Annotated in this window: 26 protein-coding genes; 13 read left to right on the top strand and 13 right to left on the bottom strand. The window is 55.5% G+C overall.

Annotated elements, in window-relative coordinates:
* Positions 1 to 56: 56 nt before the first annotated feature.
* The 5 genes from hisS (at position 57) to PU683_RS00470 (ending at position 5,076) form a co-directional block, all read left to right on the top strand.
* The gene (gene hisS / locus PU683_RS00490; protein ID WP_277169616.1) at positions 57 to 1,331 is read left to right on the top strand and encodes a histidine--tRNA ligase; all 1,275 of its coding nucleotides are present in this window, start codon (positions 57 to 59) and stop codon (positions 1,329 to 1,331) included.
* 36 nt (positions 1,332 to 1,367) lie between these two features.
* Positions 1,368 to 1,988: a YfgM family protein gene (locus tag PU683_RS00485; RefSeq protein ID WP_277169615.1), complete on the top strand. Its 621-nt coding sequence runs from the start codon at positions 1,368 to 1,370 to the stop codon at positions 1,986 to 1,988.
* A gap of 10 nt (positions 1,989 to 1,998) precedes the next feature.
* A complete protein-coding gene (gene bamB / locus PU683_RS00480) occupies positions 1,999 to 3,177 on the top strand; it encodes an outer membrane protein assembly factor BamB (RefSeq protein WP_277169614.1) in 1,179 nt (392 codons plus the stop codon).
* A gap of 121 nt (positions 3,178 to 3,298) precedes the next feature.
* Entirely contained in the window at positions 3,299 to 4,774 is a 1,476-nt protein-coding gene (gene der / locus PU683_RS00475) for a ribosome biogenesis GTPase Der (protein ID WP_277169613.1), read from the top strand.
* Positions 4,775 to 4,860: 86 nt separating this feature from the next.
* The gene (locus PU683_RS00470; protein WP_277169611.1) at positions 4,861 to 5,076 is read left to right on the top strand and encodes a zinc ribbon domain-containing protein; all 216 of its coding nucleotides are present in this window, start codon (positions 4,861 to 4,863) and stop codon (positions 5,074 to 5,076) included.
* Here the strand turns inward: PU683_RS00470 and PU683_RS00465 are convergent.
* From PU683_RS00465 to xseA, 3 genes are all read right to left on the bottom strand, one after another.
* Positions 5,073 to 5,414 carry a protealysin inhibitor emfourin gene (locus PU683_RS00465; RefSeq protein ID WP_277170460.1) on the bottom strand — a complete coding sequence of 114 codons (342 nt, stop codon included), beginning with the start codon at positions 5,412 to 5,414 and terminating at the stop codon, positions 5,073 to 5,075. The genes PU683_RS00470 and PU683_RS00465 overlap by 4 nt on opposite strands.
* A complete protein-coding gene (locus PU683_RS00460) occupies positions 5,414 to 6,439 on the bottom strand; it encodes a M4 family metallopeptidase (protein WP_277169610.1) in 1,026 nt (341 codons plus the stop codon). Before PU683_RS00460 ends, PU683_RS00465 begins: the two co-directional genes overlap by 1 nt.
* Before the next feature lie 69 nt (positions 6,440 to 6,508).
* Entirely contained in the window at positions 6,509 to 7,882 is a 1,374-nt protein-coding gene (gene xseA, locus PU683_RS00455; protein ID WP_277169609.1) for an exodeoxyribonuclease VII large subunit, read from the bottom strand.
* A gap of 158 nt (positions 7,883 to 8,040) precedes the next feature.
* Between xseA and guaB the strand changes: the two genes are divergently transcribed.
* A complete protein-coding gene (gene guaB, locus PU683_RS00450) occupies positions 8,041 to 9,507 on the top strand; it encodes an IMP dehydrogenase (protein ID WP_277169608.1) in 1,467 nt (488 codons plus the stop codon).
* Positions 9,508 to 9,577: 70 nt separating this feature from the next.
* Positions 9,578 to 11,155: a glutamine-hydrolyzing GMP synthase gene (gene guaA / locus PU683_RS00445; RefSeq protein WP_277169607.1), complete on the top strand. Its 1,578-nt coding sequence runs from the start codon at positions 9,578 to 9,580 to the stop codon at positions 11,153 to 11,155.
* 145 nt (positions 11,156 to 11,300) lie between these two features.
* Here guaA and PU683_RS00440 read toward each other — a convergent pair whose 3' ends face one another.
* The 4 genes from PU683_RS00440 to PU683_RS00425 form a co-directional block, all read right to left on the bottom strand.
* Positions 11,301 to 11,636, bottom strand: coding sequence for a hypothetical protein (locus tag PU683_RS00440; protein ID WP_277169606.1), 336 nt, complete (start codon positions 11,634 to 11,636; stop codon positions 11,301 to 11,303).
* A gap of 1 nt (position 11,637) precedes the next feature.
* Positions 11,638 to 11,826 carry a hypothetical protein gene (locus PU683_RS00435; protein ID WP_187799691.1) on the bottom strand — a complete coding sequence of 63 codons (189 nt, stop codon included), beginning with the start codon at positions 11,824 to 11,826 and terminating at the stop codon, positions 11,638 to 11,640.
* A 104-nt stretch (positions 11,827 to 11,930) separates the two neighbouring features.
* Positions 11,931 to 12,545 carry an SMI1/KNR4 family protein gene (locus PU683_RS00430; RefSeq protein WP_277169605.1) on the bottom strand — a complete coding sequence of 205 codons (615 nt, stop codon included), beginning with the start codon at positions 12,543 to 12,545 and terminating at the stop codon, positions 11,931 to 11,933.
* Positions 12,546 to 12,563: 18 nt separating this feature from the next.
* Positions 12,564 to 13,133 carry a hypothetical protein gene (locus PU683_RS00425; RefSeq protein ID WP_277169604.1) on the bottom strand — a complete coding sequence of 190 codons (570 nt, stop codon included), beginning with the start codon at positions 13,131 to 13,133 and terminating at the stop codon, positions 12,564 to 12,566.
* A 180-nt stretch (positions 13,134 to 13,313) separates the two neighbouring features.
* Here PU683_RS00425 and PU683_RS00420 point away from each other — a divergent pair, with 180 nt between their 5' ends.
* The 3 genes from PU683_RS00420 (at position 13,314) to PU683_RS00410 (ending at position 16,169) form a co-directional block, all read left to right on the top strand.
* Positions 13,314 to 14,933, top strand: coding sequence for a hypothetical protein (locus PU683_RS00420; RefSeq protein WP_277169603.1), 1,620 nt, complete (start codon positions 13,314 to 13,316; stop codon positions 14,931 to 14,933).
* A gap of 107 nt (positions 14,934 to 15,040) precedes the next feature.
* Complete coding sequence (locus PU683_RS00415) at positions 15,041 to 15,676, top strand: hypothetical protein (protein WP_277169602.1); 636 nt, start codon at positions 15,041 to 15,043, stop codon at positions 15,674 to 15,676.
* Positions 15,677 to 15,773: 97 nt separating this feature from the next.
* Positions 15,774 to 16,169, top strand: coding sequence for a VOC family protein (locus PU683_RS00410; RefSeq protein WP_277169601.1), 396 nt, complete (start codon positions 15,774 to 15,776; stop codon positions 16,167 to 16,169).
* 11 nt (positions 16,170 to 16,180) lie between these two features.
* Here the strand turns inward: PU683_RS00410 and iraP are convergent, their stop codons facing one another.
* The 5 genes from iraP to PU683_RS00385 all read right to left on the bottom strand — a co-directional run bounded on the left by iraP (position 16,181) and on the right by PU683_RS00385 (position 22,865).
* Entirely contained in the window at positions 16,181 to 16,522 is a 342-nt protein-coding gene (gene iraP, locus PU683_RS00405; protein WP_277169600.1) for an anti-adapter protein IraP, read from the bottom strand.
* Between the two features lie 219 nt (positions 16,523 to 16,741).
* Positions 16,742 to 18,517: an EAL domain-containing protein gene (locus PU683_RS00400; RefSeq protein ID WP_277169599.1), complete on the bottom strand. Its 1,776-nt coding sequence runs from the start codon at positions 18,515 to 18,517 to the stop codon at positions 16,742 to 16,744.
* A 463-nt stretch (positions 18,518 to 18,980) separates the two neighbouring features.
* Complete coding sequence (locus PU683_RS00395) at positions 18,981 to 20,345, bottom strand: methyl-accepting chemotaxis protein (protein ID WP_277169598.1); 1,365 nt, start codon at positions 20,343 to 20,345, stop codon at positions 18,981 to 18,983.
* Between the two features lie 405 nt (positions 20,346 to 20,750).
* Entirely contained in the window at positions 20,751 to 22,055 is a 1,305-nt protein-coding gene (locus PU683_RS00390; RefSeq protein ID WP_431190923.1) for a methyl-accepting chemotaxis protein, read from the bottom strand.
* Between the two features lie 240 nt (positions 22,056 to 22,295).
* Positions 22,296 to 22,865, bottom strand: a complete 570-nt coding sequence (locus PU683_RS00385) for a DUF4142 domain-containing protein (protein WP_277169596.1) — start codon at positions 22,863 to 22,865, stop codon at positions 22,296 to 22,298.
* Between the two features lie 346 nt (positions 22,866 to 23,211).
* Between PU683_RS00385 and PU683_RS00380 the strand changes: the two genes are divergently transcribed.
* The 3 genes from PU683_RS00380 to psrA all read left to right on the top strand — a co-directional run bounded on the left by PU683_RS00380 (position 23,212) and on the right by psrA (position 25,815).
* A complete protein-coding gene (locus PU683_RS00380; RefSeq protein WP_277169595.1) occupies positions 23,212 to 24,291 on the top strand; it encodes a mechanosensitive ion channel family protein in 1,080 nt (359 codons plus the stop codon).
* 151 nt (positions 24,292 to 24,442) lie between these two features.
* Entirely contained in the window at positions 24,443 to 24,808 is a 366-nt protein-coding gene (locus tag PU683_RS00375) for a DUF1304 domain-containing protein (protein WP_277169594.1), read from the top strand.
* Between the two features lie 83 nt (positions 24,809 to 24,891).
* Positions 24,892 to 25,815 (top strand): L-proline-binding transcription factor PsrA, encoded by a 924-nt coding sequence (gene psrA, locus PU683_RS00370; protein WP_277169593.1) that lies wholly within the window; start codon positions 24,892 to 24,894, stop codon positions 25,813 to 25,815.
* On the opposite strand, the gene PU683_RS00365 is transcribed toward psrA, so the two are convergent.
* Complete coding sequence (locus tag PU683_RS00365) at positions 25,766 to 26,560, bottom strand: substrate-binding domain-containing protein (protein ID WP_277169592.1); 795 nt, start codon at positions 26,558 to 26,560, stop codon at positions 25,766 to 25,768. The two genes, psrA and PU683_RS00365, sit on opposite strands and share 50 nt — an antisense overlap.
* Positions 26,561 to 26,566 lie beyond the last annotated feature (6 nt).

Below are 26,566 nucleotides of genomic sequence, written 5' to 3'. Positions count from 1 at the left end.
CTGCCTTGTGTCGCCGCCCTGAGGGTTCATTTTTTGTATTAATAAAGAGAATAAACGTGGCAAAAAATATTCAAGCCATTCGCGGCATGAACGATTATCTGCCTGGCGAGACCGCCATCTGGCAGCGCATTGAAAGCAGCCTGAAGAACGTGCTCGGCAGCTACGGTTACAGTGAAATCCGTTTGCCGATTGTAGAGCAGACCCCGTTATTCAAACGCGCGATCGGCGAAGTGACCGACGTGGTTGAAAAAGAGATGTATACCTTCGACGACCGCAATGGCGACAGCCTGACGCTGCGTCCGGAAGGTACCGCGGGCTGCGTACGCGCCGGCATCGAACATGGTCTTCTGTACAATCAGGAACAGCGCTTGTGGTACGTCGGGCCGATGTTCCGCTACGAGCGTCCGCAGAAAGGGCGCTACCGTCAGTTCCATCAGCTGGGAGTGGAAGTGTTTGGCCTGCAGGGGCCGGATATCGACGCCGAGTTGATTATGCTCACCGCGCGCTGGTGGCGCGAGCTGGGCATCGCATCTCACGTTGCGCTTGAGCTCAACTCTATCGGTTCGCTGGAAGCCCGCGCGACCTATCGTGACGCGCTGGTCGCGTTCCTGGAGCAGCATAAAGATAAGCTCGACGAAGATTGCCTGCGCCGCATGTACAGCAACCCGCTGCGTGTGCTGGACACCAAAAACCCGGATATTCAGGCGCTGCTGAACGATGCGCCGAAGCTGGGTGATTATCTTGATGAGGATTCACGCGAACACTTTGCCGGCCTCTGCGCTTTCCTCGACGCGGCGGGCATTGCCTACACCGTTAACCAGCGCCTGGTGCGCGGTCTCGATTACTACAATCGCACCGTGTTTGAGTGGGTGACCAGCAGCCTCGGCGCGCAGGGTACCGTCTGCGCAGGTGGCCGTTACGACGGCCTGGTTGAGCAGTTGGGCGGTCGCGCGACGCCAGCAGTTGGTTTCGCGATGGGGCTTGAGCGACTTGTTTTGCTGGTTCAGGCAGTTAATCCGGAATTTAAAGCCGAATCCGTTGTCGATATTTACCTGGTGGCGTCTGGCGCTAACACGCAATCCGCAGCAATGCTGCTGGGTGAGCAGGTGCGCGATGCGCTGCCTGGCGTGCGGCTGATGATGAACCACGGCGGTGGCAACTTTAAGAAGCAGTTTGCCCGTGCAGATAAGTGGGGCGCTCGCGTCGCGCTGGTGCTCGGCGAGTCTGAAATTGCCGACGGAAATGTTGTGGTGAAGGATTTACGCTCTGGTGAGCAGAGTACGGTAACGCAGGAGAGCGTTGCGGCGCATTTGCGCACACTACTGGGCTAATCTCCCCGGTAATTTATCGTTAAGGAGAAGGACTGCGTGGAAATTTACGAAAACGAAAACGACCAGGTAGACGCGATTAAGCGCTTCTTTGCTGAGAATGGCAAAGCGCTGGCCGTTGGGGTAGTACTGGGTATCGGCGCGCTGGTGGGCTGGCGTTTCTGGAACAGCCATCAGGCAGACAATGCGCGCGAGACCTCGCAGGCGTATGAAAGCGCGGTAACCGCGCTGCAGGCCGGCAAGCAGGACTCGTTTGCCGCGGCGGAAAAATTCGCGGCTGATAACAAAAACAGCTACGGTGCGCTCGCCTCGCTTGAGCTGGCTCAGCGCTACGTTGAGAAGAACGATCTGCAAAAAGCCGCGGCACAGCTGCAACAGGGCCTGGCCGCGACCGACGATGAGAATCTGAAGTCGATGATCAATGTCCGTCTGGCGCGCATTCAGGTGCAACTGAAGCAGCAGGACGCGGCGCTGAAAACGCTGGATGCCGTGAAAGGTGAAAGCTGGTCGGCCATCGTTGCGGATCTGCGCGGCGAAGCGTTGCTGAGCAAAGGCGACAAAAAAGGTGCGCGCACCGCATGGGAAAACGGCATTAAAAACAATGCTTCTCCTGCGCTGAGTGAAATGATGCAGATGAAAATTAATAATTTGTCCATCTAAGAGGGACCCGATGCAATTGCGTAAATTACTCCTGCCAGGGCTGCTTTCCGTCACGTTATTGAGCGGCTGTTCCCTCTTCAACAGCGAAGAAGATGTTGTCAAAATGTCGCCGCTGCCGGTGGTTGAAAACCAGTTCACGCCGACCACGTCGTGGAGTACCTCCGTCGGTAACGGTATCGGCAAGTACTACTCCACGCTGCACCCGGCCTTTGCCGATGGCGTGGTCTACGCCGCCGATCGTCATGGCGTGGTGAAAGCGCTCAGCATTGATGATGGCCGTGAAATCTGGTCAGTCAACCTCGCTGAGAAAGATGGCTGGTTCTCCAGCCGCGCCGCGCTGCTCTCCGGCGGTGTGACCGTTTCCGGCGGTAAGGTCTACATCGGTACCGAGCAGGCGCAGGTCTATGCCCTTAATAGCAGCGATGGTTCCGTTGCCTGGAAAACCGGCGTGGTGGGTGAAGCCCTTTCTCGCCCGGTGGTCAGCGATGGTCTGGTGCTGATTCACACCAGCAACGGCCAGCTGCAGGCGCTGAACGAAGCGGATGGCGCGGTGAAATGGACCGTTAACCTCGATATGCCGTCGCTGTCGCTGCGCGGTGAATCTGCGCCGACCACAGCGTTTGGTGCGGCCATTGTCGGCGGTGATAACGGCCGCGTCAGCGCCGTGCTGATGCAGCAGGGTCAGTTGATCTGGCAGCAGCGCATCTCCCAGGCAAATGGCCCGACTGAAATCGACCGCCTGAGCGACGTCGATACCACGCCGGTCGTGGTGAATGGTGTTGTTTACGCGCTGGCGTATAACGGTAATATGACGGCGCTGGATCTGCGCAGCGGCCAGATCATGTGGAAACGCGATCTCGGCTCGGTAAGCGATTTTGTGATTGATGGCAACCGTATCTACATCATCGATCAGAACGATCGCGTGCTGGCCCTGAGCACCGACGGTGGCGTGACGCTGTGGACGCAGAGCGATCTGCTGCACCGCAACCTGACCTCTCCGGCGCTCTATAATGGTTATATTGTGACCGGCGATAGCGAAGGCTATCTCCACTGGATTAACGTTGAAGATGGTCGTTTTGTTGCCCAGCAGAAAGTCGACAGCTCCGGCTTCCTGACCGAGCCGGTTGTGGCTGGCGGCAAACTGCTTATCCAGGCGAAAGACGGCACGCTGTACGCCCTCAAGCGCTAAGCGCGCTGAGAGTGTCGTATCTGAAAGACGGCTCCTGTTGCAGGAGCCGTTTTCCTGTTTTTAAAACGCCGCGTAAATCGTGACGTTTTGCTAATGAATTTTCTGCAATGAGGCTTTAAACATGGTACCTGTGGTCGCGCTTGTCGGGCGCCCTAACGTTGGGAAATCCACGCTATTCAACCGTCTTACTCGCACCCGTGATGCGCTTGTAGCGGATTTTCCGGGTCTGACTCGTGACCGTAAGTACGGTCGTGCTGAAGTAGAAGGCCGCGAATTTATCTGTATCGATACCGGCGGTATCGATGGCACGGAAGATGGCGTTGAGACGCGCATGGCGGAGCAGTCGCTGCTGGCGATTGAAGAAGCTGACGTTGTGCTGTTTATGGTCGATGCCCGCGCCGGGTTGATGCCGGCCGATATCGCCATCGCCAAACATCTGCGCTCGCGTGAGAAGGCGACATTCCTCGTCGCCAACAAAACCGATGGTCTCGACCCGGATCAGGCGGTCTCTGATTTCTACTCCCTCGGCCTTGGCGAAATTCACGCCATTGCCGCTTCACACGGTCGCGGTGTCACCAGCCTGCTTGAGCATGTGCTGATGCCGTGGATGGACGAGCTGAATCCGCCGGAAGAGGTGGATGAAGAGGCCGAATATTGGGCGCAGTTTGAAGCTGCGGCTAACGGCGAAGCCGAAGAGCCGGAAGATGATTTCAACCCGCAGGATCTGCCGATCAAGCTGGCGATTGTCGGACGTCCGAACGTCGGTAAGTCAACGCTCACTAACCGCATTCTCGGTGAAGACCGCGTCGTGGTGTATGACATGCCGGGCACCACGCGCGACAGCATCTATATTCCGATGCAGCGCGATGAGCGCGAATATGTCCTTATCGACACCGCGGGTGTGCGTAAGCGCGGCAAAATCACTGATGTGGTAGAGAAGTTCTCGGTGATCAAAACCCTGCAGGCAATTGAAGACGCTAACGTGGTGATGCTGGTGATTGATGCCCGCGAAGGCATCTCCGATCAGGATCTCTCCCTGCTGGGCTTTATTTTGAACAGCGGTCGCTCGCTGGTGATTGTCGTCAACAAGTGGGACGGCCTGAGCCAGGAAGTGCGAGAGCAGGTGAAAGAGACGCTCGATTACCGCCTCGGCTTTATCGACTTTGCGCGCGTGCACTTTATCTCTGCGCTGCACGGTAGCGGCGTCGGTAACCTGTTCGAATCCGTACGTGAAGCCTATGACAGCTCCACCCGCCGCGTCAGCACCGCACTGCTGACCCGCATCATGAACATGGCGGCAGAAGATCACCAGCCGCCGCTGGTGCGTGGCCGTCGCGTGAAGCTGAAATACGCTCACGCCGGGGGTTATAACCCGCCGATTGTGGTGATCCACGGCAACCAGGTGAAAGATCTGCCGGACTCCTACAAGCGTTACCTGATGAACTACTTCCGCAAATCGCTGGAAGTGATGGGTACCCCGATTCGTATCCAGTTCAAAGAGGGTGAGAACCCGTTTGCCGATAAGCGCAACACGCTGACGCCAAACCAGTTACGTAAGCGTAAGCGCCTGATTAAGCACCTTAAGAAAGGTAAGTAACTGTTCACTTCACCCGCCGCTGGCGGGTGTTTTGTTTCTGAGGGTGTATCATTAGGTCGATCTGAAGCGATTGTGAGGAGTGCGTTATGCAACTGAACTGCCCGACTTGCCATGGTGAGCTGGAGCTCGCCGGAACAAAGGCGCACTGCGCCACGTGCGATAAGGATTTGGAAGTGAATGCCGCCTGCCCGGAGTGCCACCAGCCGCTTGAGGTGTTAAAAGCCTGTGGCGCGGTGGACTACTTCTGCCAGCACGGCCACGGGCTGATTTCCAAAAAGCGTGTCGAATTTACCCTGCGCTAGGGCTTGCAGATACAGCCTTCGCCTTCGCGCCACAGCTCAACGAACGACGGTGGCGCTTTGCTCTCCGGGATCAGCAGCAGCATATCGCTCTGCCGCGCGGTCCAGGTGATCTGCAAACGATAAAAGCGCTGGTCACCGCGCCCCGGTGAGTCAGCCTGACCAGGCGGTTGCGCCAGCGGTAACGCCTGGTGCAGGATCTCAATCAGCCGCTGACGCTGCTCGTCGCTTAACTGGGCAATAACAATCCGCCTGCGCCCGGCGAGCATCGGGATATAGGCCACGCCGCCTTCACGGGCCAGCTCGACAACGGCATCGTCGGTCAGTTCGGGTTCGTTCATCATAAGACTCCGACATCTTTCCACGCCTGTTCGATGGCTGCCGCCACCGTTTTACCGGAACGTTTTTCCCCGTGATGAATCGTCAGTTTAGCGAAGGCAGCGAAATCAGCGTTTTGCGCCAGTTGGCGATCGCACACCGTATCGTACCAGGCGTAGCCCGCTTTTTCCCATGCATAACCGCCAATTGCCGTGGCCGCGAGATAAAAAGCACGGTTCGGGATACCGGAGTTAAGGTGCACGCCGCCGTTATCTTCGCGAGTTTTAATAAAGTCCTTCATGTGCGCGGGCTGCGGATCTTTACCGAGCAGCGGATCGTTATAGGCGGTGCCCGGTTCGGACATTGAACGCAGCCCTTTACCGTTAATGCCTTCAGCTAACAGCCCTTCGCCAATAATCCAGTCTGCCTGATCTGCGGTTTGCTTAAGGTGGTACTGCTTGACCAGTGAACCGAAGACATCCGACAGGGATTCGTTCAGCGCGCCCGATTGTTCAAAGTAGATCAGCGCCGCTTCCGACTCGGTGACGCCGTGGCTTAGTTCGTGCGCCACCACATCAATGGCGACAGTAAAACGGTTAAAGATTTCGCCGTCGCCATCGCCAAACACCATCTGCTGACCGTTCCAGAAGGCGTTCTGGTACTCCTGGCCGTAATGCACCGTGCCGCTCAGCACCAGGCCCTTATTATCCAGCGAGTTACGTTTCCACTCCTTCCAGAAAAAGTCGTGGGTGACGCCAAGGTAGTCATAGGCTTCATCAACGGCGACGTCGCCATTGGAAGGCTGACCCTCATAACGCACCTGCTTACCCGGCAGGCTCTCTTTGTTCTGCGCATCGTAGATATCGCGCACCAGCTCGCCGGGCGAGTTCGCCTGCGGGGCGCTCGGTTTACCGTGGCTGTGCGCCATCAGCGTCTGGACATGCATCAGAGTCTGTTTAGCGCAGCGCTTCTGTACTTCAGAGCCCTGGTCAATGATGCGACGGAGAATATAGGGGGGAATAACGGCGTGCGGCAAGCGAGTGGTCATGTTGATCTCCTTGATAAAATCAAAAGAACAACAAAAGTATAGGTCGCTTCACCGCATTAAGAGTTTTAACTACGGGGTTTTTCGTTTTCGCGGTTGTTTGACCGGCGTGACAACGCGCACCTCGCTCTCGACCCAGCCATCATTCAGGCGGGTGGTGAGCGTATCGCCCGCTTTCACCTGTTTGGTCTGTTTCAGCACTTTTCCATCAGTTGCTGTGGTCACGCTGTAGCCGCGCGCCAGGGTTGCCAGCGGGCTGACGGCCTCCAGATGGGTGAGGGCGGTGCCGAAACGCTCGCGTGTGCTGCCGAGGCGATCGCGAATCGACTGGCTCAGGCGATACTCAAGCTGCTGCACCCGCGTTTGTACACGATGGATGCGCGGCTGCGGATTGTGATGATTGAGCCGTTGCAGTACCCGCTGCTGACGCGTATTCGCGCGCTTAAGCTGCGTATCCAGCGCGTGGTGCATACGCTGCTGCAAGCGGTCAAGCACCGTCTGCTGGCGCGCGAGGCGCAGCTGCGGATGCTGCTGCTGCAGGCGGTGATGAAGCTGAGCAAAGCGGCGGTTGCGGCCTGCCAGATAGTAATCCATCCCCATCTCCAGACGCTGCTGCATCGCCTGCACCTGGCGCAGCAGCTCAAGCTGGTTACGGCTCACTACTTCCGCTGCCGCCGAAGGGGTTGGCGCGCGCAGGTCGGCGACGAAATCGGCAATGGTAACATCCGTTTCATGGCCGACGGCGCTGACGACCGGAATACGGCTGGCAAAGATGGCGCGCGCGACGCGTTCGTCATTGAAGCTCCAGAGATCCTCCAGCGAGCCGCCGCCGCGCCCGACAATCAGCACGTCACATTCGTTGCGGCTGTTAGCCAGGGCAATGGCGCGCACGATTTGCGCCGGTGCATCTTCGCCCTGTACGGCGGTCGGGTAGATCACCACAGGCAGCGATGGATCGCGGCGTTTCAGCACATGCAAAATATCGTGCAGCGCGGCGCCGGTTTTCGAGGTGATCACCCCAACGCAGTGCGCCGGTGAGGGCAGGGGATGTTTAAATTGCTGATCGAACAGCCCTTCCGCTGCCAGCTTCGCTTTCAGTTGCTCATACTTCTGCTGTAATAGCCCTTCACCCGCCGGTTGCATGCTCTCAACGATGATTTGGTACTCACCGCGTGGCTCATACATGGTGATGTTGGCGCGCACCAGCACCTGCTGCCCATGCTGCGGGCGGAAGGTGACGCGGCGGTTGCTGTTACGGAACATCGCGCAGCGCACCTGGGCGGTGTCATCTTTTAAGGTGAAGTACCAGTGACCGGAAGCGGGCTGGGTAAAGTTGGAGATTTCGCCGCTGATCCACACCTGGCCCAGCTCGCGTTCCAGTAGCGATCGCACCGTCTGGTTAAGACGGCTGACGGTATAAATGGAGGGAGTTTGTAGTGAGGACATGTGAGCCAGATCAAATTCTAAATCAGCAAGTTATTCGGTCGATAGTAGCCTGATGTCACCCGATTACAAGTATTTTTCCAAAAAAGTGTAGATGCAATCGGTTACGCTCTGTATAATGCCACGGCAATATTTAACCACCCAGGTCAGAGATATTGCCCATGCTACGTATCGCTAAAGAAGCTTTGACGTTTGACGACGTCCTCCTCGTTCCCGCCCACTCTACTGTTCTGCCGAATACCGCCGATTTAAGCACCCAGCTGACGAAGACCATTCGCCTGAACATTCCTATGCTCTCTGCGGCAATGGACACCGTAACGGAAGCGCGTCTGGCGATCGCCCTCGCACAGGAAGGCGGCATTGGCTTTATTCACAAAAACATGTCTATCGAGCGCCAGGCGGAAGAAGTGCGCCGCGTGAAGAAACATGAATCTGGCGTGGTAAAAGATCCGCAGACCGTGCTGCCAACCACCACGCTGCGCGAAGTGAAAGAGCTGACCGAGCGTAACGGCTTCGCTGGCTACCCGGTTGTTAATGAAGAGAACGAACTGGTGGGCATCATCACCGGTCGCGACGTGCGTTTTGTTACTGACCTTAATCAGCCGGTCAGCGTTTATATGACGCCGAAAGAGCGTCTGGTCACGGTACGTGAAGGTGAAGCGCGCGACGTTGTCTTTGCCAAAATGCATGAGAAGCGCGTCGAAAAAGCGCTGGTGGTGGACGACAGCTTCCACCTGCTCGGCATGATCACCGTAAAAGATTTCCAGAAAGCAGAACGTAAACCGAACGCCTGTAAAGATGAGCAGGGTCGTCTGCGCGTTGGCGCTGCGGTCGGTGCGGGCGCCGGCAACGAAGAGCGCGTTGATGCGCTGGTTGCCGCTGGTGTTGACGTGCTGCTGATTGACTCCTCGCATGGCCACTCTGAAGGCGTGTTGCAGCGTATTCGCGAAACACGCGCCAAATACCCGGATCTGCAAATCATCGGCGGTAACGTCGCCACCGGCGCAGGCGCTCGCGCGCTGGCTGAAGCGGGCGTCAGCGCGGTGAAAGTGGGTATTGGTCCTGGCTCTATCTGTACTACCCGTATTGTTACCGGTGTGGGTGTTCCGCAGATCACCGCCGTTTCCGACGCGGTTGAAGCGCTGGAAGGGATGGATATTCCGGTTATCGCCGATGGCGGCATCCGCTTCTCTGGCGATATCGCCAAAGCGATCGCCGCTGGCGCAAGCGCGGTGATGGTCGGCTCCATGCTGGCAGGTACTGAAGAGTCCCCGGGCGAAATCGAACTCTACCAGGGCCGCTCTTACAAATCCTATCGCGGGATGGGCTCGCTGGGCGCCATGTCCAAAGGCTCCTCTGACCGCTACTTCCAGACTGACAACGCCGCCGACAAACTGGTGCCGGAAGGTATCGAAGGTCGCGTAGCCTATAAAGGCCGTCTGAAAGAGATCATTCACCAGCAGATGGGCGGCCTGCGTTCCTGTATGGGCCTGACCGGCTGTGGTACCATCGACGCCCTGCGCACCAAAGCGGAGTTCGTGCGCATCAGCGGCGCGGGCATCCAGGAGAGCCACGTTCACGACGTGACCATCACCAAGGAATCCCCGAACTACCGCATGGGTTCTTAATGCAATTCGCGCCCGGTTTTTGCCGGGCGTTGACTTTTCAATCTCGCTCTTTGCCTCGGAACTAACGTCAATGACGGACAATATTCATAAACATCGCATTCTTATCCTCGACTTTGGCTCGCAATATACTCAGCTCGTTGCTCGCCGCGTGCGTGAACTCGGCGTCTACTGCGAACTGTGGGCGTGGGATGTCACTGAAGCGCAGATCCGCGACTTCAACCCAAGCGGCATCATCCTCTCCGGCGGCCCGGAAAGCACCACGGAAGAGAACAGCCCGCGCGCGCCGCAGTACGTTTTCGACGCCGGTGTGCCGGTGCTCGGCGTCTGCTACGGCATGCAGACCATGGCGATGCAGCTTGGCGGCCACGTTGAAGGCTCTAACGAGCGTGAATTTGGTTATGCGCAGGTTGAAGTGCAGACCGAAAGCGCGCTGATCCGTGGGATTGAAGATGCCCTGACCGCAGATGGCAAAGCGCTGCTGGACGTGTGGATGAGCCACGGCGATAAAGTGACGGCGATCCCGTCCGGCTTTGTCACCGTCGCCAGCACTGAAACCTGCCCGTTCGCCATTATGGCTAACGAAGAGAAGCGTTTCTACGGCGTGCAGTTCCACCCGGAAGTGACGCACACCCGCCAAGGGCTGCGTATGCTGGAGCGCTTTGTGCGCGATATCTGCGAGTGCGAAGCGCTGTGGACGCCAGAAAAAATCATCGATGACGCCGTTGAGCGTATCCGCCAGCAGGTTGGCAACGATAAAGTGATCCTCGGCCTCTCCGGTGGCGTGGACTCCTCCGTCACCGCGATGCTGCTGCACCGCGCGATTGGCAAAAACCTGACCTGTGTATTCGTCGACAACGGTCTGCTGCGCCTGAACGAAGCAGAGCAGGTAATGGATATGTTCGGCGACCACTTTGGTCTGAACATTGTTCACGTTCCGGCAGAAGAGCGCTTCCTCGGCGCGCTGGCGGGCGAAAACGATCCGGAAGCGAAACGTAAAATCATCGGCCGCGTCTTTGTTGAAGTATTCGATGAAGAAGCGCTGAAGCTGGAAGATGTGAAGTGGCTGGCACAGGGCACTATCTACCCGGATGTGATTGAGTCCGCAGCCTCTGCAACCGGTAAAGCGCACGTTATTAAGTCTCACCATAACGTTGGCGGCCTGCCGAAAGAGATGAAGATGGGTCTGGTTGAGCCGCTGAAAGAGCTGTTCAAGGATGAAGTGCGCAAAATCGGCCTCGAACTCGGCCTGCCGTACGACATGCTGTACCGCCATCCGTTCCCGGGCCCCGGCCTCGGCGTTCGCGTCCTCGGTGAAGTGAAGAAAGAGTACTGCGACCTGCTGCGCCGCGCGGACCATATCTTTATCGAAGAGCTGCGCAAAGCCGATCTCTACAATAAAGTGAGCCAGGCGTTCACCGTCTTCCTGCCAGTGCGTTCCGTCGGCGTGATGGGCGATGGCCGTAAGTATGACTGGGTTGTCTCCCTGCGCGCGGTTGAAACCATCGACTTTATGACCGCCCACTGGGCGCACCTGCCGTATGACTTCCTCGGCCGCGTCTCTAACCGCATTATCAACGAAGTGAACGGTATCTCCCGTGTCGTATATGACATCAGCGGGAAGCCGCCAGCGACGATTGAGTGGGAATAATCAGATAGCTTTTTCTGAATTTCCCACAGACCTAAATTAAATTTAACCCACTGTTTATACAGTGGGTTTTTAATATCTGTCGCTATAAGATTTATATTTAGTGGAGCGATTAATATTCAGGGTTCGCTAATTTAAAGAGGCAGGATTACTCTGTTTTGACTTTTTTAGGAGCGATCGCAGAGAGCGAAACCATAAATCCTGTTAATGCCGCAATAATTAACGGGAAAATAGAGGCGTCGGATGTCCTGAGCGGATTTTTAATATCGAACAGAATAACAATAAAAAAAGCGCTGGTTGCAAAGGTCGACGAGGAGTAGACCTCATTCATTTTGAACTGGAGTTTATCAAGCGAGAAGGGCGGAGTCTCTTTGCATAGGGCATCCCAAATGAGATGCACTGCAAGGTAACCTATACACAGGATGAAATAAAAGCGGGTTAACTCCTGTGTATTCTGCGGTGCAAGCCAGTCAAGAAAGTGCATTTTAGTGGGCAGGCTTCCTTGCAGCGTAGAGCGCGGGCAGAACTACCGCACCTGCTAAAGCAAAGCTGTATGCAATACCTGCTGTAACGGTGAAAGCCGGAATGAGAAATGATAGGCCACCGGGAAGGGCAAATCCTAAACCTGCACCACCGATGATCGCTTTCATCAGCGTAATCACATTGATTTCCATACTTCCTCCCATATCCCCAAAGGCTGCATTATCTGTGGGGGAATTTTAGGGAGCTGCCTGTAATCTGTACAGAATTATTTCCGGCTAATACGAGGCCGCTTCCATTAATACATCCACTTCTCCACCACTTCATCCCCGAGCCGTTCGCGCAGCAGTTCCTCATTCTCCTCCTCGCCGTGGGCTGCGAGCAGGCATTTGAACATCAGCGCGTCGAGATACTGCCCGGCATCGCGGAATATCTGCGTCAGCATCGGCGAGGTGTCATGGTCGAAATACCACACTTCGCCGGTTTCGCGGTGAAAGCACCACAAATTACCGTTGCCGAGATAGTCGCCAAAGGTGATCAGGTTATTAACCAGCTGCCACTGCGGGTCATCCTGCGGCACATCTTCAAGAATATCGCTAATGCCGGGATAGGCGGCAATCAGCGGTTCGATAGCCGCATATTGCGCAGGCGTTACGCTGCACAGCGTTTCGGCGAGATTCAGTTCGCCAATCTGCTGATGATAGGTGCGCAGCACCGGCGGCAGCGGGCAGCCGATGCGCTGCTCGAGGTCCGCAATCTCCGCGTCGCTGGCGGGGGTTGAGGGCGCAGGGTTATTCCACTGATCGCGCCAGGCGTGTACGCAGTCGCGCCACCAGGCAAGGCGGGCGTGCTCATCGGTAAACTCCGGCCAAACCAGCGGCGGAATCGGGCGGTTATCGCTCTCATTACTCATTGTTCGGCGCTCTCACAATTAATAGCTCTGGCTGTCGATGCTAAAAAGATAGTTGATATCAAGATCGGCTGCGGGCTTCGCATCGTCGTTTTTCTCCAGCACAAACTCAAATGCTGGCTCGTAGCCGTCATTGCGCAGTACTTCGCCCGCGAGGATCTCCACCGAGTAAGTGCCGTTTTCAAGCGCGATATGCGGGCGATTGGGCGCTTCATAGCGCTGCAATAACGCGCTGATATTGTGGTCGGTGAAGTTCTCAAGAATGCGCCAGGTAAAGAGCTGCACCTGCCCATGTTCAACGCGCAGCGTGTAGCCGGTGCGGCGGTGCTGCAGGTTGTTTTCAGTTTTCAGCAGCTCCGGCGTTGCGGGCGGCAGGGTGAAAATAGTGGTGTAGGGGTAGTTTTCAACGCCCGTCATCGGGATGAGCACACCTTCCAGCACCGCCTTATCGCCGCTCTCATTGCGGGTAAACTCCGTTGCCAGATCGTCAGCGAGATTGTTGTCATCTTTGAACTTTTTCAGCAGGCGGATATCGGCAAGCAGAAAGTAGTTCACCAGATCGTTCAGCACTTCATTACATTCATAACGCACGCGTTACCCTCATATTTATCTCGCTGTACAGGGATTGTTACTGCTCCGAAAGGTACGATCACCTACTTGATCAGGGGGGCAACTCTGTGCGGCAGAGGCATAATCAGCTATAAACAGGCGTAAAGGTCGGCGTTTTGCGCACCCGGCTAACATCAGGAATTTAATACAAGGAATATGAGTATGCAGCGATGGTTAGCAAAACTCCTCGGTAAACAAGAGGCTGCAGAGCAGGGCGCACCTTTCCCGCTTCCCTGGCCAGGCGACAGGCAGAGCATCTACCACTTTCTCTCCCCTTATGCAGACGGCAGCGCGCCATTGCCGGAGCAGGCGCAGACCCTGCCGGATGAAGAGACTCTTGAGGGCGAGCTGCGCTGGGTGGCGGGCGGCATGGATGGTGCGTTTGGTCATCACGGCGGCGGCGCAGACGCAGAAGAGGCGGCAGATGAGATTATCAGCGCATTGAGCGCCGTGTTGCGTAAACCCTCCCCGGCCAATATGACTCTGTTCTATGCGCTGCTGAAAGCTCGCCCGCCGCTCGATTACATCGATATCCTGACCGACAAACTGCCGGAAGCGCCGTCGCTGTCGCCGCAGCAGGTTCATGACCTGATGGTCTGGCTGGCAACTAACAGCCCGGATCGTAACGCGGTTAAATGCGCGATTGCGCTGCTGGCTTTCTTCCCCACCGACGAGAATCGGGCGCTGGTAACCACCCTCGGTCTGCACGAGGAGTTTACTCTCTTCACCGCCGTTGCCCTGCGCAACATGCTGCCGGAAGAGGCGTTTGACGCAACGCTGACGGCGCTGGCGAAACGGGTAACCGGCTGGGGGCGTATTCAGCTTATCGAGCGCCTTCCTGACGAGGTCTCGCCTGCCACCCGAGAGTGGCTGCTGCGCGAAGGGTACTCCAATACAGTGATGGATGAGTACACTGCCTGGGATTGCGCCACCAAAGGGCGCTTGCTGGCGGCGCTTTCGGTCGACACGGTGGATGAGGGCGTACTGACCGGCGCGGGCGATATTCTTGCGGCACTGATTGCCGGCGGCCCTGCGCGTGATATCCATGACTACCCGGAGGGTGCGCAGGCCTGCCATCGCTACCTCACGCTGCTGCGCCGCAGTGAAAATGACGATCTGCGCAACTTACTCAACACCAGCGCCATCGGCGCGTTTGCTGGCGATGAAGATAACAACTGGGAGACCCTGCAAGCGGAGGGCTGGAGCGATGAGATCCGCCAGCAGATGGCGGATGATGTTGAGGCGATTGTTGCCCAGGAGAAGTGGCTGACGCGCGTGCAGCAGGATTTAACCGCCAGTGATAACGGCGATTTTTACCTCGCCCTGCGCGCGGCGAAGCTGTTAGGCATTGATACCTGGGAGCAGGTTTTTGCCCGCCAGCAAAAGGTTCCCAATGAAGCAAACTGGTATGAACTGATGCAGACTGAAAGCCCGCAGCGCATGGAGCGCATTCTGCAACTGGCTGAGCAGCAGCTTGATCTTGCGGTCATTGCCAGTGGACCAGATACGCTGATGGGTCTCGGCGCTGAGTATCGCCAGCACGGCGCGCTCGATTTTATCCTCCAGGATCTCAACCGTTTTCCCGGCATGGGCTGGACGCTGATTAAAACCGGCCTGCGCAGCCCGGTGGTGCGTAACCGCCTGATGGCGCTTAACGCGCTCGAGGGCTGGCCGGAAGAGCAACTCCCGGCGGAGCTTCATGGCATGCTGGAAACCGCCTTCCACGCGGAGCCGGATGAGAACGTGCGCGCGCGTTTAGAGAAGATGCTTGCGGAAGGGTAATTCGCCCCTGATGGATAAAAAAGCTCGCCGCCCGGCGGGCTTTTTCATTGCATCGAATAATGCTCTCTTTGAAACGCCGATTGTAAAACTGAAAAGAAGGAGAATATATGGACATGACATCTGTTAGCAGTATATCTAAAACGGCGCTCGCTGCTTCCCCGAAGATAATAAAAAAGGTGTTCTATTTTGAAAGCTTTTTTTCGTTATCAGATGAGAAAAAAGCAGAAGGCATCTCCTTTCTTACTCATTGTGTGAAAAATAGAGATGCTCTCGAAAAATATCGACAAGAGCTAATGTTCTCTGCGTTCAAAATGACGGATAGTCTGGAGTTAAATGACTATACATTAAGGTTTTACCTTGCAGCACGTGTTAAGCATGAGGGTTTTTGTAAGGCGCTTTTTAATATGAAAAGTTTATATTATTTTCATGATTCTCAAGTTGTTGTTAAAAGAGCTGCTCTGCTGGCTCCGCTGATCTTATTAATTGTAGGCTTGATTTTGGGGGTGATAGCCTTTTTCTCCTTTAAGTCGTTGGTTAATATCCCCGGCGGGGGAGCTATTAACCCAAAATGGTTATTTAATGGGCTGGCATTCTTATGTGCGGTAGTAGAAGGTTTTGTCAGTTTGCAATGCCTCTTTTACGCCATTCGTTTTTTTATTGGCCATTTAAGCCTGAAGCGCCATGTGAATGAATTCAATATTTTCATTTCACGTAGGCGAATAAAAAGGGCGCTGCAAAAGTAAAAGGGGTTAAGGATGTACTTAGGCTCTTACCGACAAATCCATCCGCAAATTTTGTGTAGTCTGAAGGCCATCAACCACCCTTTGACAGGAGCGCGGAATGTTTTCTCATATGCGAATTGCCAGGCCGGTGACCAACCTTGAGCAGGCTTATCAGCAGTACAGCAAAGGATTAGGGCTGAGGCGTATTGCGGGCTTCAGCGATCATGAAGGTTTCAGTGGCGTGATGTTAGGTCGGGAAGGATTGGGCTGGCATATGGAATTGACCCTCTGTCACCATCATCCGGTGCAGCCTTCCCAGACAGACGAAGATTTATTGGTGCTCTACTACCCCGACAAAGCGGAGTGGGAGGCGGTCTGCGCAACGATGCGGGAGGCCGGGTTTGTTGCGGTGGCCTCGTTTAACCCCTACTGGGATCGTAACGGGCGCACCTTTGCCGATGCCGATGGTTACCGCGTGGTAATACAGCATCAGGCGTGGGTTAACGCTGAGTAAAGGGCGGCAGATTAGCTCTGCCGTGGCCGATCGGTTGTCAGGTCATCGCCTGTTACCACAGCAGGGGTCTCATCCGACTCTTTGCTGACGGCGCGGGTTAGTTCGACCTGCTCATGGAACTTCACCAGCAGCAGCTCGGCATCGGATTGCAGCGCGGCGTCGGGCGTCTCCAGCACGGAATTAATCGATTTATTAATGCTCGCCACCATTTCATCCAGCCCGCCGCCTTTGCCGACGGTCAGCGTCAGGGCGGCAACGATAAGCGACTGCGCCTCGATCTGGGCGGTCAGCTCTTTCATCTGCGCATCCATCCTGGACATTTTAATTAGCATACTCAGTATGACGTTTTTCATGGCCTGCCCATCAGAAGTCATTATTTGAGACGAATATTACTCCGGGATGGGATGAATTCAATGACACTATTTCTGAATACGCGATCTTGCATACATTAAATGTATATATGTATTACGAAACGGCGGCGGTAATATTTTAAGAGCCTGATAATTATAATTACTTAGGCGATCCCTCGCCTGACGATGATGCGTGTTAAAAAAGTGCGAATTGTTGCTATATCAGGTACGGATCTTCCATTCCAGCCAGCTACTCATCTCATGAGCCGGAAGCGGGCGGGCATAGAGATAACCCTGCGCCTGATCGCAGCCGTACTTTTGCAACGTTTCTCCGGTCTGTGCGTTTTCCACCCCTTCCGCCAGCACGACATAATCGAGCTCTTTGAGCATGCCGATAATACTGCGGGCAATAATGCGCGAGGCGGTATCTTCCGAGAGTTTGGAAATCAGGCTCTGGTCCAGTTTAATGATGTCGATCGGCATACGGCGCAGATAGCTGATGTTGCTGTAGCCGGTGCCGAAATCATCGAGCGAAATCGGGAAGCCGCGCAGCTTCAGCATCTCAAGCCCTTTCAGGGCTTCCGCGCTCTCAATGATGCGTTCGGTTTCCAGACACTCAACGCCGAGCAGGCTGGTGGGCAGGCGGGCGCGGATCATGCGCGCTTCAAGGCTGTCGGCAAAGCCGGGCGCGGAGATATCCTGAATGCTTACGTTAACGGAGACCGGCAGCGCCACCCCAAGCGCATGCCAGCCTGCCAGTTGGGTGATCACATTGGTGATGACCCAACTGGTCAGATCCTGTAGCAGACCAGCCTGTTCCGCGAAGGGAACAAACATCCCCGGCGAGAGTTCACCTTTTTGCGGATGCCGCCAGCGGATCAGCGCTTCAATCCCTACCGGTGCGTCGGTTTGCAGACACATTTTCGGCTGATAGACGAGGTAGAGACCTGACATTTTCCCGTCAATAGCCTGTGCCAGCTCCTCCATCAGCACCGGCATGGCCGCTGCATCCTCATCAATAATGGTTTCCGGCAACTGGAAGGTATTCTGGCGGATGCGCTCATGCAGGGCATGCACTGCTTTATTGAGCACCTCTCTGGCAGAGAGATCGCCCGGGACAAAGGTTTTGCCCGCGGTGTGGACGCGGAACTCGACGGTGATGCCCGGCTCCAGCTCGGCGCTAACGCCCTGCAGTCGGTCGGCGATGGCGCAGGCCGAGATCTTGTCCGCCGTACGCGTCAACAGAGCAAAGCGGCCCGTCGCCACCATATAGAGTTTGCCGCACTTCAGCGGGCGCAGGCGCAGAGGGAGCATAATCGCCATATCGCGCAGCAGGTTTTCCACCGGTGCCATACCGCGGGTGCGCGCCAGCTCAAAGGCTCGGGGCATGTCGATACAATCAATCAGGATCAGGTTGCGCTCGGCGGTATCGTTCGCCGCGTTCAGCAGCTGGATATCACGCAGTAGATGCAGCTTGTTCGGCAGGCCGGTAATGGCATCCGTCAGGCCGGCGTAGTGCCAGGCTTCCAGAAACGACATCGCCAGCTCGCCCAGTAGCCGCAGTGTATCAATCTGCTCTTTGGTCACCGTATGGGGATGGGTATCCACCACGCAGAGCGTGCCGAGCGTGATCCCATCGCGGGTGGTCAGCGGCACGCCCGCGTAGAAGCGAATAAAAGGGCTGGCCACGGTCAGCGGATGGGCGACAAAGCGGGCGTCCTGCAGAGTATCCGGCACAATAAACGGATTCCCGCTGTCGACTGCATAGCGGCAAAAGGAGTTGACCCGCGAAGAGGTCTCCAGCTGGAAGTTAATCGCTGCCCGCACATACTGATTTTCATCATCAAGCACGGAAATAAAGCTGCCGGGTATTTTTAACATTCTGGCGGCGAGTTGTGTAATTTTACGCAGCACATCGTCGCGGCTGTCGTCCGGGTTCAGCAGGGCCTGTAATGCCAGAAAATGGCGCTCTTTGTCGCCGCCGATATTAAGTAACATTGTTGCCTCCCAACCGGCTGTGGACGGTGGGTAAAAAAAAGATAAAGGGTGCTGAAAACGCTTTTTAGTTTTTACAGCAGGATGGAAGCATACCGGCAGGCAACGTCAGCCAAATGCAAATATGACTTGTCCTAATAGTAGCAGTAACGGAGCGCAACTGATGCCTGTAAAAGGTGCGGTCTCACAATTATTTCATAATTTCATTTTCGCCCTCAGCGCGCGCCAGCCGGGGAGGGAGAGCAAAAGGCGGAGGTCTACAGGCAGTTGACGTAGCAACATCATTAATAAATAAGAAGAATATTTTAATTGCCCAAAAGAGTGAAAAAAAACGGGCAGCCGCGACATCGGCACTGCCCGTTACAAATAAGACGAAGAGGTAAAAGACGTCTGCTTTTTTATTTCTACGCCCGGTAACTTCTCCGGTGCGTAGCCTCGTCCCGTATAACATGTTGTTTCAGGAACCTCAGTTAACCGCGTGCGGCAGCGTAAAGTGTTGAACCACGCCGCGCAGGGTTTCCGTTCTGCCATTAAGGTTGCTGGCTGATGCCGTAATCTGGTGCACCAACGCAGCGTTCTGCTGAGTCACGCGATCCAGCTCGGCAACCGCGTGAGTCACCTGCGAGATGCCCTTGCTCTGCTCATCGGAGGCGAGCGCGATTTCGCCGATCAGCGCATTGACGCTGGCGACATTGCTTTTCACTTCGCTCATCGCTTCGCCGGCATCTTCTGCCACATTTTTGCCCTCATGAACCGAGGTGATGGCGGATTTGATCAGCGACTCAATCTCACGTGCCGCCGCCGCACTGCGCTGGGCCAGGGAGCGCACTTCTGTTGCCACCACGGCGAAACCGCGGCCCTGCTCGCCAGCGCGCGCCGCTTCAACGGCAGCATTCAGCGCGAGGATATTGGTCTGGAAAGCAATGCTGTTGATGGTGGAGGTGAACTGGCGGATCTGCTCGGAGCCATCGGCAATGCGGTTCATGGTGCTGGCAAGGGTTTCCACCAGGTGGCTCGCTTTCTCGGTGGTATGTGCGGTCATCACCGAGAGATCGCGAACCTGACGCGCATTATCAGCGTTGTGGCTGACCGTTGAGGTCAACTCCTCCATACTGGATGCCGCTTGTTCAAGAGCCGCTGCCTGCTGGGTTGTGCGGTTCGCTAAATCGCTGTTGCCGGCAGCGATCTCGCGTGCTTCCAGGTGCAGCGCGTCGCTGTTCTCGCTGATGGCGCTGACGGTGGACAGCAGGCTGTTCTGCATCTCGCGCACCAGTGGGATCATCTGCCCGACGCAGTTACGGCCAATATCCTGCGGCTGGTAGGTTAAATCACCCTGCGCAATAAGGCGGAAGTGGGAGCGGATATCGCCAACGGGCCTGACCAGATGGATAACCAGGTAGCAGTCGCAAAACAGCACCAGCCCGGCGGCGGCCAGCAGAGCGACAATCAGCACGATATCGAGTTGAGTGCGATCCGCGGCGATCTGTGCGCTACTCTCTTGTGTCTGGCGAGTTAACGCCGACAGACGCTCGCTGGCCTGTTTTTTCCAGGCGCTGGCAGGGCCGGATAACGCGTCTGTGGCCCACTCAGCACCTGGCGGAATTTCATTCATCAGCGCCGCTTTTTCAGCCTCGCTTCCCTGTTGCAGCACCTGCGTAGCGTGGGAGATGAAAATTGCCTGCTGGGTCAGCGCTGCGCTCTGATCCGCCTGCCTGTTCATATCGCGCACGGCAAAGGCCGCATAGCCGCCGGTCGCGGTAATCAGCGCCAGCGCCGTCAGGAGGATCCATAACACGACGCGGCGGATAGTGTAGTTTTTCAATCTGTTCATAGTCGCGCCCTGTTTGGTAGCGTTAAGAAAGAGTGTTGTTGTTATATTTTATAAATAGCGCGTTAACTAGTTACGCGCGATTTTATTGAGTGAATTGTGGCACGATTTTTACGGAAAGATAGAGGAAGAAGGGTAAATAATTTCGTAACGAAACAGTCGGCGTGAAATGGGGGAGATGAGTTCAGACGTAATGACTTGTTTAATAGGGCAAATTGTCATTAATTGTTAGCTTTAATCGATTGTTCCTAGCGTACTAATAGGCGTGCGCGGTGGTTTGAAGCGGGCAGGTGGGCAATAAAAAGAGGAGAGGGGCTTACGGCAGTGTGCTGCCTGCTAGCCCCTCTTCTGGTCTGGACGGGAAATTTGGGTTATGGCGTGGCGCTTTCCCTTTGTTGAACTGTTATATCAGTCAGCTTTGACGGAAAGGGCAACATCTTTAACCGCAGCCTCAACCCCGGCTGCATTTTTCTGGATGCTGGCAATAACTTCGCCCGCTTCACGCATCAGTGTCACCCCTTCGCGGGTGTTCATCAGGTTGCTCTCAATGCCGCTCAGCACCTCTTTGGCCAGTTGATTGTTGCTCGCCACAACCCGCTCAATCTCTTCCGTTGCGCTACTGACGCTGGCCGCAAGCGTACGCACTTCAGCGGCGACCACAGCAAAACTTCGTCCGGATGCGCCCGCCCGCGCAGCCTCGATCGCGGCATTCAGCGCAATCAGCCTTGTCTGCATGGCAAAGCTGCGGATGGTCTCAACCATCTCATCAATACTGTCCGACTGATTGTTGAGCCGCGAGACATCGCTGGAGACCGCGCTCATTCTCTGCGCAATGGTGTCAATCATGCGGATGCTGTTTTCGATCACGGTCGCGCCGGTCTGCGCGCTTCCGCGGGTCTGGACGGCCATATCCCACGCGTGAACAGCCGCTTCCTGCTCTCGCTGGTTGCGCAGAACATCTGCCGTCACATCGGTGGCGAATTTCACAATCTTATAAAGCTGTCCGTCACTGTTAAACACAGGGTTATAGGTTGCCCGCAGCCACAAAGGCTCTCCCCGGCGATTCAGGCGAGGAAACTGACCGGAAAAAAATTCGCCCTGGTTCAGCCTCTCCCAGAATTGCCGGTATTCGTCGCTCTTATACAGCGTCTCAGAGCAGAAGAGGCGATGATGTTTACCGATCACCTCATCGCGTTTATAGCCTGTGGTGCTCAGGAAGTTGTCATTCGCTTCCAGCACGATCCCTTCGGGGCTGAAGGCGATGATCGCCATTGAGCGGCCAATGGCATTCACAATTGCCTCCTTCTCAAGCGCAACATGGATGCGCTCAGAAATGTCGGCAGCAATTTTAATGACCCGGGTCACCTCGCCGCGCCGATTGGTGACGGGGATATAACTCGCCTCAAGCCACACAGGGCGGTTTCCCTTTGCGAGGCGCAGATATTTGCCGCTAAAGCTTTCGCCGCGCGAAAGGCGCTGCCAGAACTGTGCGTATTCCGCTGAGTTCACCAGCGACGGCGGGCAGAATATACGGTGGTGCTGGCCGATAATTTCATCCGCCCGGTAGCCCATCGCTGAGAGAAACTGCGGGCTGGCGTTATGGATGATCCCTTCCGGACTGAATTCAATGACAGGTTTATTCTGGCAAAGCGCATTGTAAGAGGTGGATGAGCGCAGGCGGCTCAGGGAAAAAAGGTGTTTCAATAAAGGCATACGCATCAGATTTACCGGATCGAGTAAGGAATGATCTGGTTATCGGCAATCCCGTCAGCAGCATTATGAATCGGTGCGATAGTTGCAGAATATTATTTAAGCAGAGGTTAACTAAAAAGCGGGGAGGGAAGGTAACCAAAAGGGGCACGCCACGGCGTCTGGCAGCGGCGTGGCCCCGGTCTGCAACAGCGTAAACCTGCAAAATGGTGCTTACAGGCTTGTGTACTTTTTTACGCTTTGTTACTTAGCGGCCGACATCTGCTCGGCAGACTTCAGGTGCTGCTCAACCACCGGGGTATGGGCATCGGCCAGCGTTTTAACGTCTGGATCTTTGATCTCTTTAGCGTCGCTCTGCAGTTTATCAAGCACCATTTTGTGGTCTTTGGTGCCGGCGTTTTCCATATAGAGCTTGTCAAACTTGTCGCCACTCTCCTTTTCCAGCTTGGCGGCCATCGTTCTATGCTTGGCGTCCGGCTCGGTCGGCAGCTCCACCCCTTTTTGCTGAGCGACAGCCTGAACTTTGGTCAATGCTGCGCCGTGGTCATCGACCATCTTCTGCGCGTAGGCTTTCACTTCGCTGCTTTTGGCTTTCTCCAGTGCGATTTTCGCGGCGGCGACCTCGTTGATATTGGCCTGTGCCATATCCTTCAGTGCTTTTTCATCACCGGAACTGAGCTTAGTGCTGGCTGCGCTAGCGCTACTACTCTGGGCGGCGCTCGTCGGTGTCTGGGCTTGCACGCCAACAGTGCTGAACATCGCGACGGCGGCCGATACGGCCAGCAGCCCTTTCAGGGTTTTACTCTTGTGCATGTTGTTCTCCTGATGGTCATGGGTACAGGTTTTATACATTCTGTAATCGTCAGCAGCTTCGTAGGTAAATGACAACTGCACTGGTCAGTATAGTGGATACGCAATTTTTGCCAGCTTTATACGTTAGGCTTCTTAATATATCGGGCTCACTTCAGAGCGCATCCTCCCTGCAAATCGTTATCAGAATTGCCTGATATTGTTATCAGCGGATAAGGCTGTTTTCATATTTTTCATATAATAAGGCGCGGGAATCAGGCAATCTGCGGATTATCTGCCAGGCAAGGGTTACCGATCCGTTTAACCGTACTGACAACGCAGGAGTGTTGGCAGGATATAAGGGGAAAGCATGCCTTTTTTATTTGGTGAGTTATCTGGCGCTCCGGCATGGGTGCCTGCTGTATTGCTCGTCACGCTCTCGCTCGCGATCGGCTTTATCGCGAGGTTTACGCTGCTGCAATTTATCCGTTACTGGCAGAGTCGCGACCGAAAACTCTTCAAATCACTTGAGAAGCATCTGCGCGGATCGATGTTTCTATTCATTCCGCTGCTGTTAATACGCGTTGGGGTGAATTATGTCCACATCCAGCCCCAATCGCTGGGCTTTATTACAACAACAATCAACATATTTATTATTTTGTCATTCTGCTCCGTCCTGATTCGGTTAATTAACGTGGCGCAGGATATGCTTTTTATCCGCTATGATATTAATATTTCGAACAATCTTCGTGCCCGCAAAATCCGCACGCAGATAATGTACGTGAAGAAAGTCGCTATCGTTATCCTTGTGACGCTCTGCCTCTCCCTGATTTTGCTCAGCTTCCCTGGGGTGCGAAAATTCGGCACCACAATTCTGGCCGGTGCCGGGGTTGCCGGTATCATCATCGGTTTTGCCCTGCAAAAGTCGCTGGTCAATCTCTTTGCCGGTATTCAGATTGCCTTTACGCAACCGATAAAAATTGATGATGCAGTAGTGGTGGAAAAAGAGTGGGGCTGGATTGAGGAGATAAACCTGACCTATGTGGTAGTGCGTCTCTGGGATCTGCGTCGGCTGGTACTGCCGATTACCTACTTCACCGAAAATCCGTTCCAGAACTGGACGCGTAATAATGCGCAAATATTAGGCTCGGTTTTTCTCTACGTCGATTACTCAATGCCATTAGAGCCTCTGCGCCAGCATTTTGAAAAAGTGCTCAGTGAAACCAAGCTCTGGGATCAGCAAACGCAGGTGCTTCAGGTGACCGATACCACGGAAAAAACCATGACCATCAGGATGTTGATGACGGCGCAGAACTCGCCAACGGCCTTTGATTTACGCTGTTACGTGCGGGAAAAGATGATTGAGTTTATTCAGCAAAACTATCCGCATGGCCTGCCGCAGGTAAGAGCAACGCTGACCGCGCCTGCGCCTTCCGAGAACGAGCCATAACCTTACCCGGCGCAACGTGCAGTGGCTATTATCTGGCTGCACGTCTGCGCTGCGCTTCATTAACACTTCGACTCTCTTGTGCCAGCCGCAAAGTTAACTAAAAATGGGTTAAGCTCTTTCTTAACCTGCACATTAGTTTTTGAGGGTTGCTATGCCAGCAAATATCCTTATTGCGCTTGTCGCCGTTATTCACCTCTATATCCTTGTGCTCGAAATGTTTCTGTGGAATACGGCGACAGGTCGCAAGGCGTTTAACCTCAGCCCCGATTTTGCCCGTGACAGCCGGGTGATGGCGGCCAACCAAGGGCTCTATAACGGCTTTTTAGCCGCGGGTTTGCTGTGGGGGCTGTGGCTGGGCGACAGCGGCTTTCAGGTCAAAATTTTCTTCCTCGTTTGCGTGCTGATCGCGGGGATTTTTGGCGCGATCACCGCCAGTAGAAAAATACTCTATGTGCAGGCGCTTCCGGCACTGATTGCGCTCGTTGTGTTAATGATAACGCGCAGCCCGATGTTGTAGTGTTGTTAAAGATTTGATCTTGTCTGCCGGGCGGTTATGCTTTTATCCCTCTGTTAACCGCCCGAGAAGGATCGCCTGCCATCATGCCCGTCAATTTCGATCTCAACGATCTCTATGCTTTCCGCGCCCTGGTGGAATATGGCAATTTTCGCCTTGCCGCCGAGTCAATCTGTCTGTCGCAGTCAGCATTGAGCCGCCGCATAGAGAAGCTCGAAAATGCGCTGGGCATTAAGTTGTTCGACAGAACCACGCGGCGGGTGGCGCTGACCCTCTACGGGCAGACCTTCGCCGAGCGTTCCGAACAGCTGTTGATGAATGTGGAAGCGGTGTTAGCCGATATCGATAAAGTGAGCCAGGACCGCGTTGGCGTGGTGACGGTGGCGGCGGTGCCCTCTGCGGCGTGCTACTTCATGCCCGATGTGATCCGCACCTTTAAAGCCCGCTTTCCCCGCGTGCGCGTGAAGTTGATTGATAGCAGCGCGGGTAACGTAATCGACACCGTCGCCAGCGGCCAGGCGGACTTCGGCATCTGTTTCGCCGGTAGCCTGCTGGCAGATATTGAGTTTCGCCCGCTGGTGGTGGATACCTATGTTGCGGCCTGCCGCCACGATCACCCGATTGCCAGTAAGAAGAGCCTCACCTGGCGCGAATTTTATCAGTATGACTATATCGGGCTGGATAAAACCTCTGGCAACCGCAATTTGATTGACCAGATGCTGGGGCACATCACACCTGAGCGCCCGAGCATCTGTGAAACCCGCCATGTCACCACCATGATCGGCATGGTGGAAGCGGGGGTGGGGATTGCGGCGATACCGGCGATGTCGATGCCCGCGTCAGCCCACTCGGTGCTGACGCATCTGCCTCTGACCGACCCGGTGGTTAAACGCACGCTGGGGCTTATTCGCCGCAGCGGGCGCGTGCAGTCCTATATCGCCGCCGAGCTGGAGAAGCTCATCACTGAGCAGTATCACGCGGTGCCGCCGCTACGGAGTGCATCCCGGTAAGGTGGATCGTCGATTGCGCCTCAGGGGCGGAGAGGAACGCCAGCAGCGCTTTGCCCTCCTGCGCATGTTGCGCCTTCGCGGTCACTGCCCCGGCAAAACGGGTGATGTACTGGAGATCGGCAGGCAGCTCGCCCACAAACGTCACGCCATGTTCTGGCAGCAGTTCGCTCACCTGCTGAAAGCCGACGGCATAATGGCCTTTTGCCACTTCGCTGGCGACCGGAATGCGCTCCACTTTATGCGCCTTCTGCGCCACCGCCTCTTCAATGCCGAGTTTCTTAAATAACTGGCTGCTGATGTAGACGCCGCTTGCGCTGTCGGAATAGGCAATCGATTTAGCTTTCAGCAGCGTTGCGCGCAGCTCCTCATTCGTTTTAATCGCGGGAACCGCGTCGCCCTCTTTCACTACCATCCCAATCGGGGAGTCAGCCAGCTCGACGCGGGAGCCGGGCGCAATCCACCCCTCTTTTGACAGCTTTGTCAGCGCATCGCCGACCATAATCACCACATCGGCCGCTTCGCCACGCGCCAGCCGCGCGGGGATCGCCTGCGGCGTTTTGCCCATCGATGGCCCGCCGACCACCACAATGGTATCGCCGGTTTTCGCTTCAAATTGCGGGATCAGCTTCTGCAACGCCGGTTTAAAGCCGCCGGAAATCATCACCGTGATCTCTTTCGCCGTGGCGCTCAGGCTAAGCGTGCAGAGAAGCAGCGTAGTGAGCAGGGAGCGGAGCATTCTCTTCATTATCGT

The sequence above is a fragment of the Candidatus Kosakonia sp. 282A-S69 genome (genome assembly GCF_029433855.1).
Lineage (GTDB): Bacteria > Pseudomonadota > Gammaproteobacteria > Enterobacterales > Enterobacteriaceae > Kosakonia > Kosakonia cowanii_A.
Note: the sequence above shows the minus strand (reverse complement) of the source record. Positions and strands in the feature narration are given on the sequence as shown.

Coding starts and splice junctions, on each gene's coding strand:
- bamB (WP_277169614.1), top strand. CDS start 1,999: ATGCAATTGCGTAAATTACTCCTGCCAGGGCTGCTTTCCGTCACGTTA.
- der (WP_277169613.1), top strand. CDS start 3,299: ATGGTACCTGTGGTCGCGCTTGTCGGGCGCCCTAACGTTGGGAAATCC.
- PU683_RS00470 (WP_277169611.1), top strand. CDS start 4,861: ATGCAACTGAACTGCCCGACTTGCCATGGTGAGCTGGAGCTCGCCGGA.
- PU683_RS00465 (WP_277170460.1), bottom strand. CDS start 5,414: ATGAACGAACCCGAACTGACCGACGATGCCGTTGTCGAGCTGGCCCGT.
- PU683_RS00460 (WP_277169610.1), bottom strand. CDS start 6,439: ATGACCACTCGCTTGCCGCACGCCGTTATTCCCCCCTATATTCTCCGT.
- xseA (WP_277169609.1), bottom strand. CDS start 7,882: ATGTCCTCACTACAAACTCCCTCCATTTATACCGTCAGCCGTCTTAAC.
- guaB (WP_277169608.1), top strand. CDS start 8,041: ATGCTACGTATCGCTAAAGAAGCTTTGACGTTTGACGACGTCCTCCTC.
- guaA (WP_277169607.1), top strand. CDS start 9,578: ATGACGGACAATATTCATAAACATCGCATTCTTATCCTCGACTTTGGC.
- PU683_RS00440 (WP_277169606.1), bottom strand. CDS start 11,636: ATGCACTTTCTTGACTGGCTTGCACCGCAGAATACACAGGAGTTAACC.
- PU683_RS00435 (WP_187799691.1), bottom strand. CDS start 11,826: ATGGAAATCAATGTGATTACGCTGATGAAAGCGATCATCGGTGGTGCA.
- PU683_RS00430 (WP_277169605.1), bottom strand. CDS start 12,545: ATGAGTAATGAGAGCGATAACCGCCCGATTCCGCCGCTGGTTTGGCCG.
- PU683_RS00420 (WP_277169603.1), top strand. CDS start 13,314: ATGCAGCGATGGTTAGCAAAACTCCTCGGTAAACAAGAGGCTGCAGAG.
- PU683_RS00415 (WP_277169602.1), top strand. CDS start 15,041: ATGGACATGACATCTGTTAGCAGTATATCTAAAACGGCGCTCGCTGCT.
- PU683_RS00410 (WP_277169601.1), top strand. CDS start 15,774: ATGTTTTCTCATATGCGAATTGCCAGGCCGGTGACCAACCTTGAGCAG.
- iraP (WP_277169600.1), bottom strand. CDS start 16,522: ATGAAAAACGTCATACTGAGTATGCTAATTAAAATGTCCAGGATGGAT.
- PU683_RS00400 (WP_277169599.1), bottom strand. CDS start 18,517: ATGTTACTTAATATCGGCGGCGACAAAGAGCGCCATTTTCTGGCATTA.
- PU683_RS00395 (WP_277169598.1), bottom strand. CDS start 20,345: ATGAACAGATTGAAAAACTACACTATCCGCCGCGTCGTGTTATGGATC.
- PU683_RS00390 (WP_431190923.1), bottom strand. CDS start 22,055: ATGCCTTTATTGAAACACCTTTTTTCCCTGAGCCGCCTGCGCTCATCC.
- PU683_RS00385 (WP_277169596.1), bottom strand. CDS start 22,865: ATGCACAAGAGTAAAACCCTGAAAGGGCTGCTGGCCGTATCGGCCGCC.
- PU683_RS00380 (WP_277169595.1), top strand. CDS start 23,212: ATGCCTTTTTTATTTGGTGAGTTATCTGGCGCTCCGGCATGGGTGCCT.
- PU683_RS00375 (WP_277169594.1), top strand. CDS start 24,443: ATGCCAGCAAATATCCTTATTGCGCTTGTCGCCGTTATTCACCTCTAT.
- psrA (WP_277169593.1), top strand. CDS start 24,892: ATGCCCGTCAATTTCGATCTCAACGATCTCTATGCTTTCCGCGCCCTG.
- PU683_RS00365 (WP_277169592.1), bottom strand. CDS start 26,560: ATGAAGAGAATGCTCCGCTCCCTGCTCACTACGCTGCTTCTCTGCACG.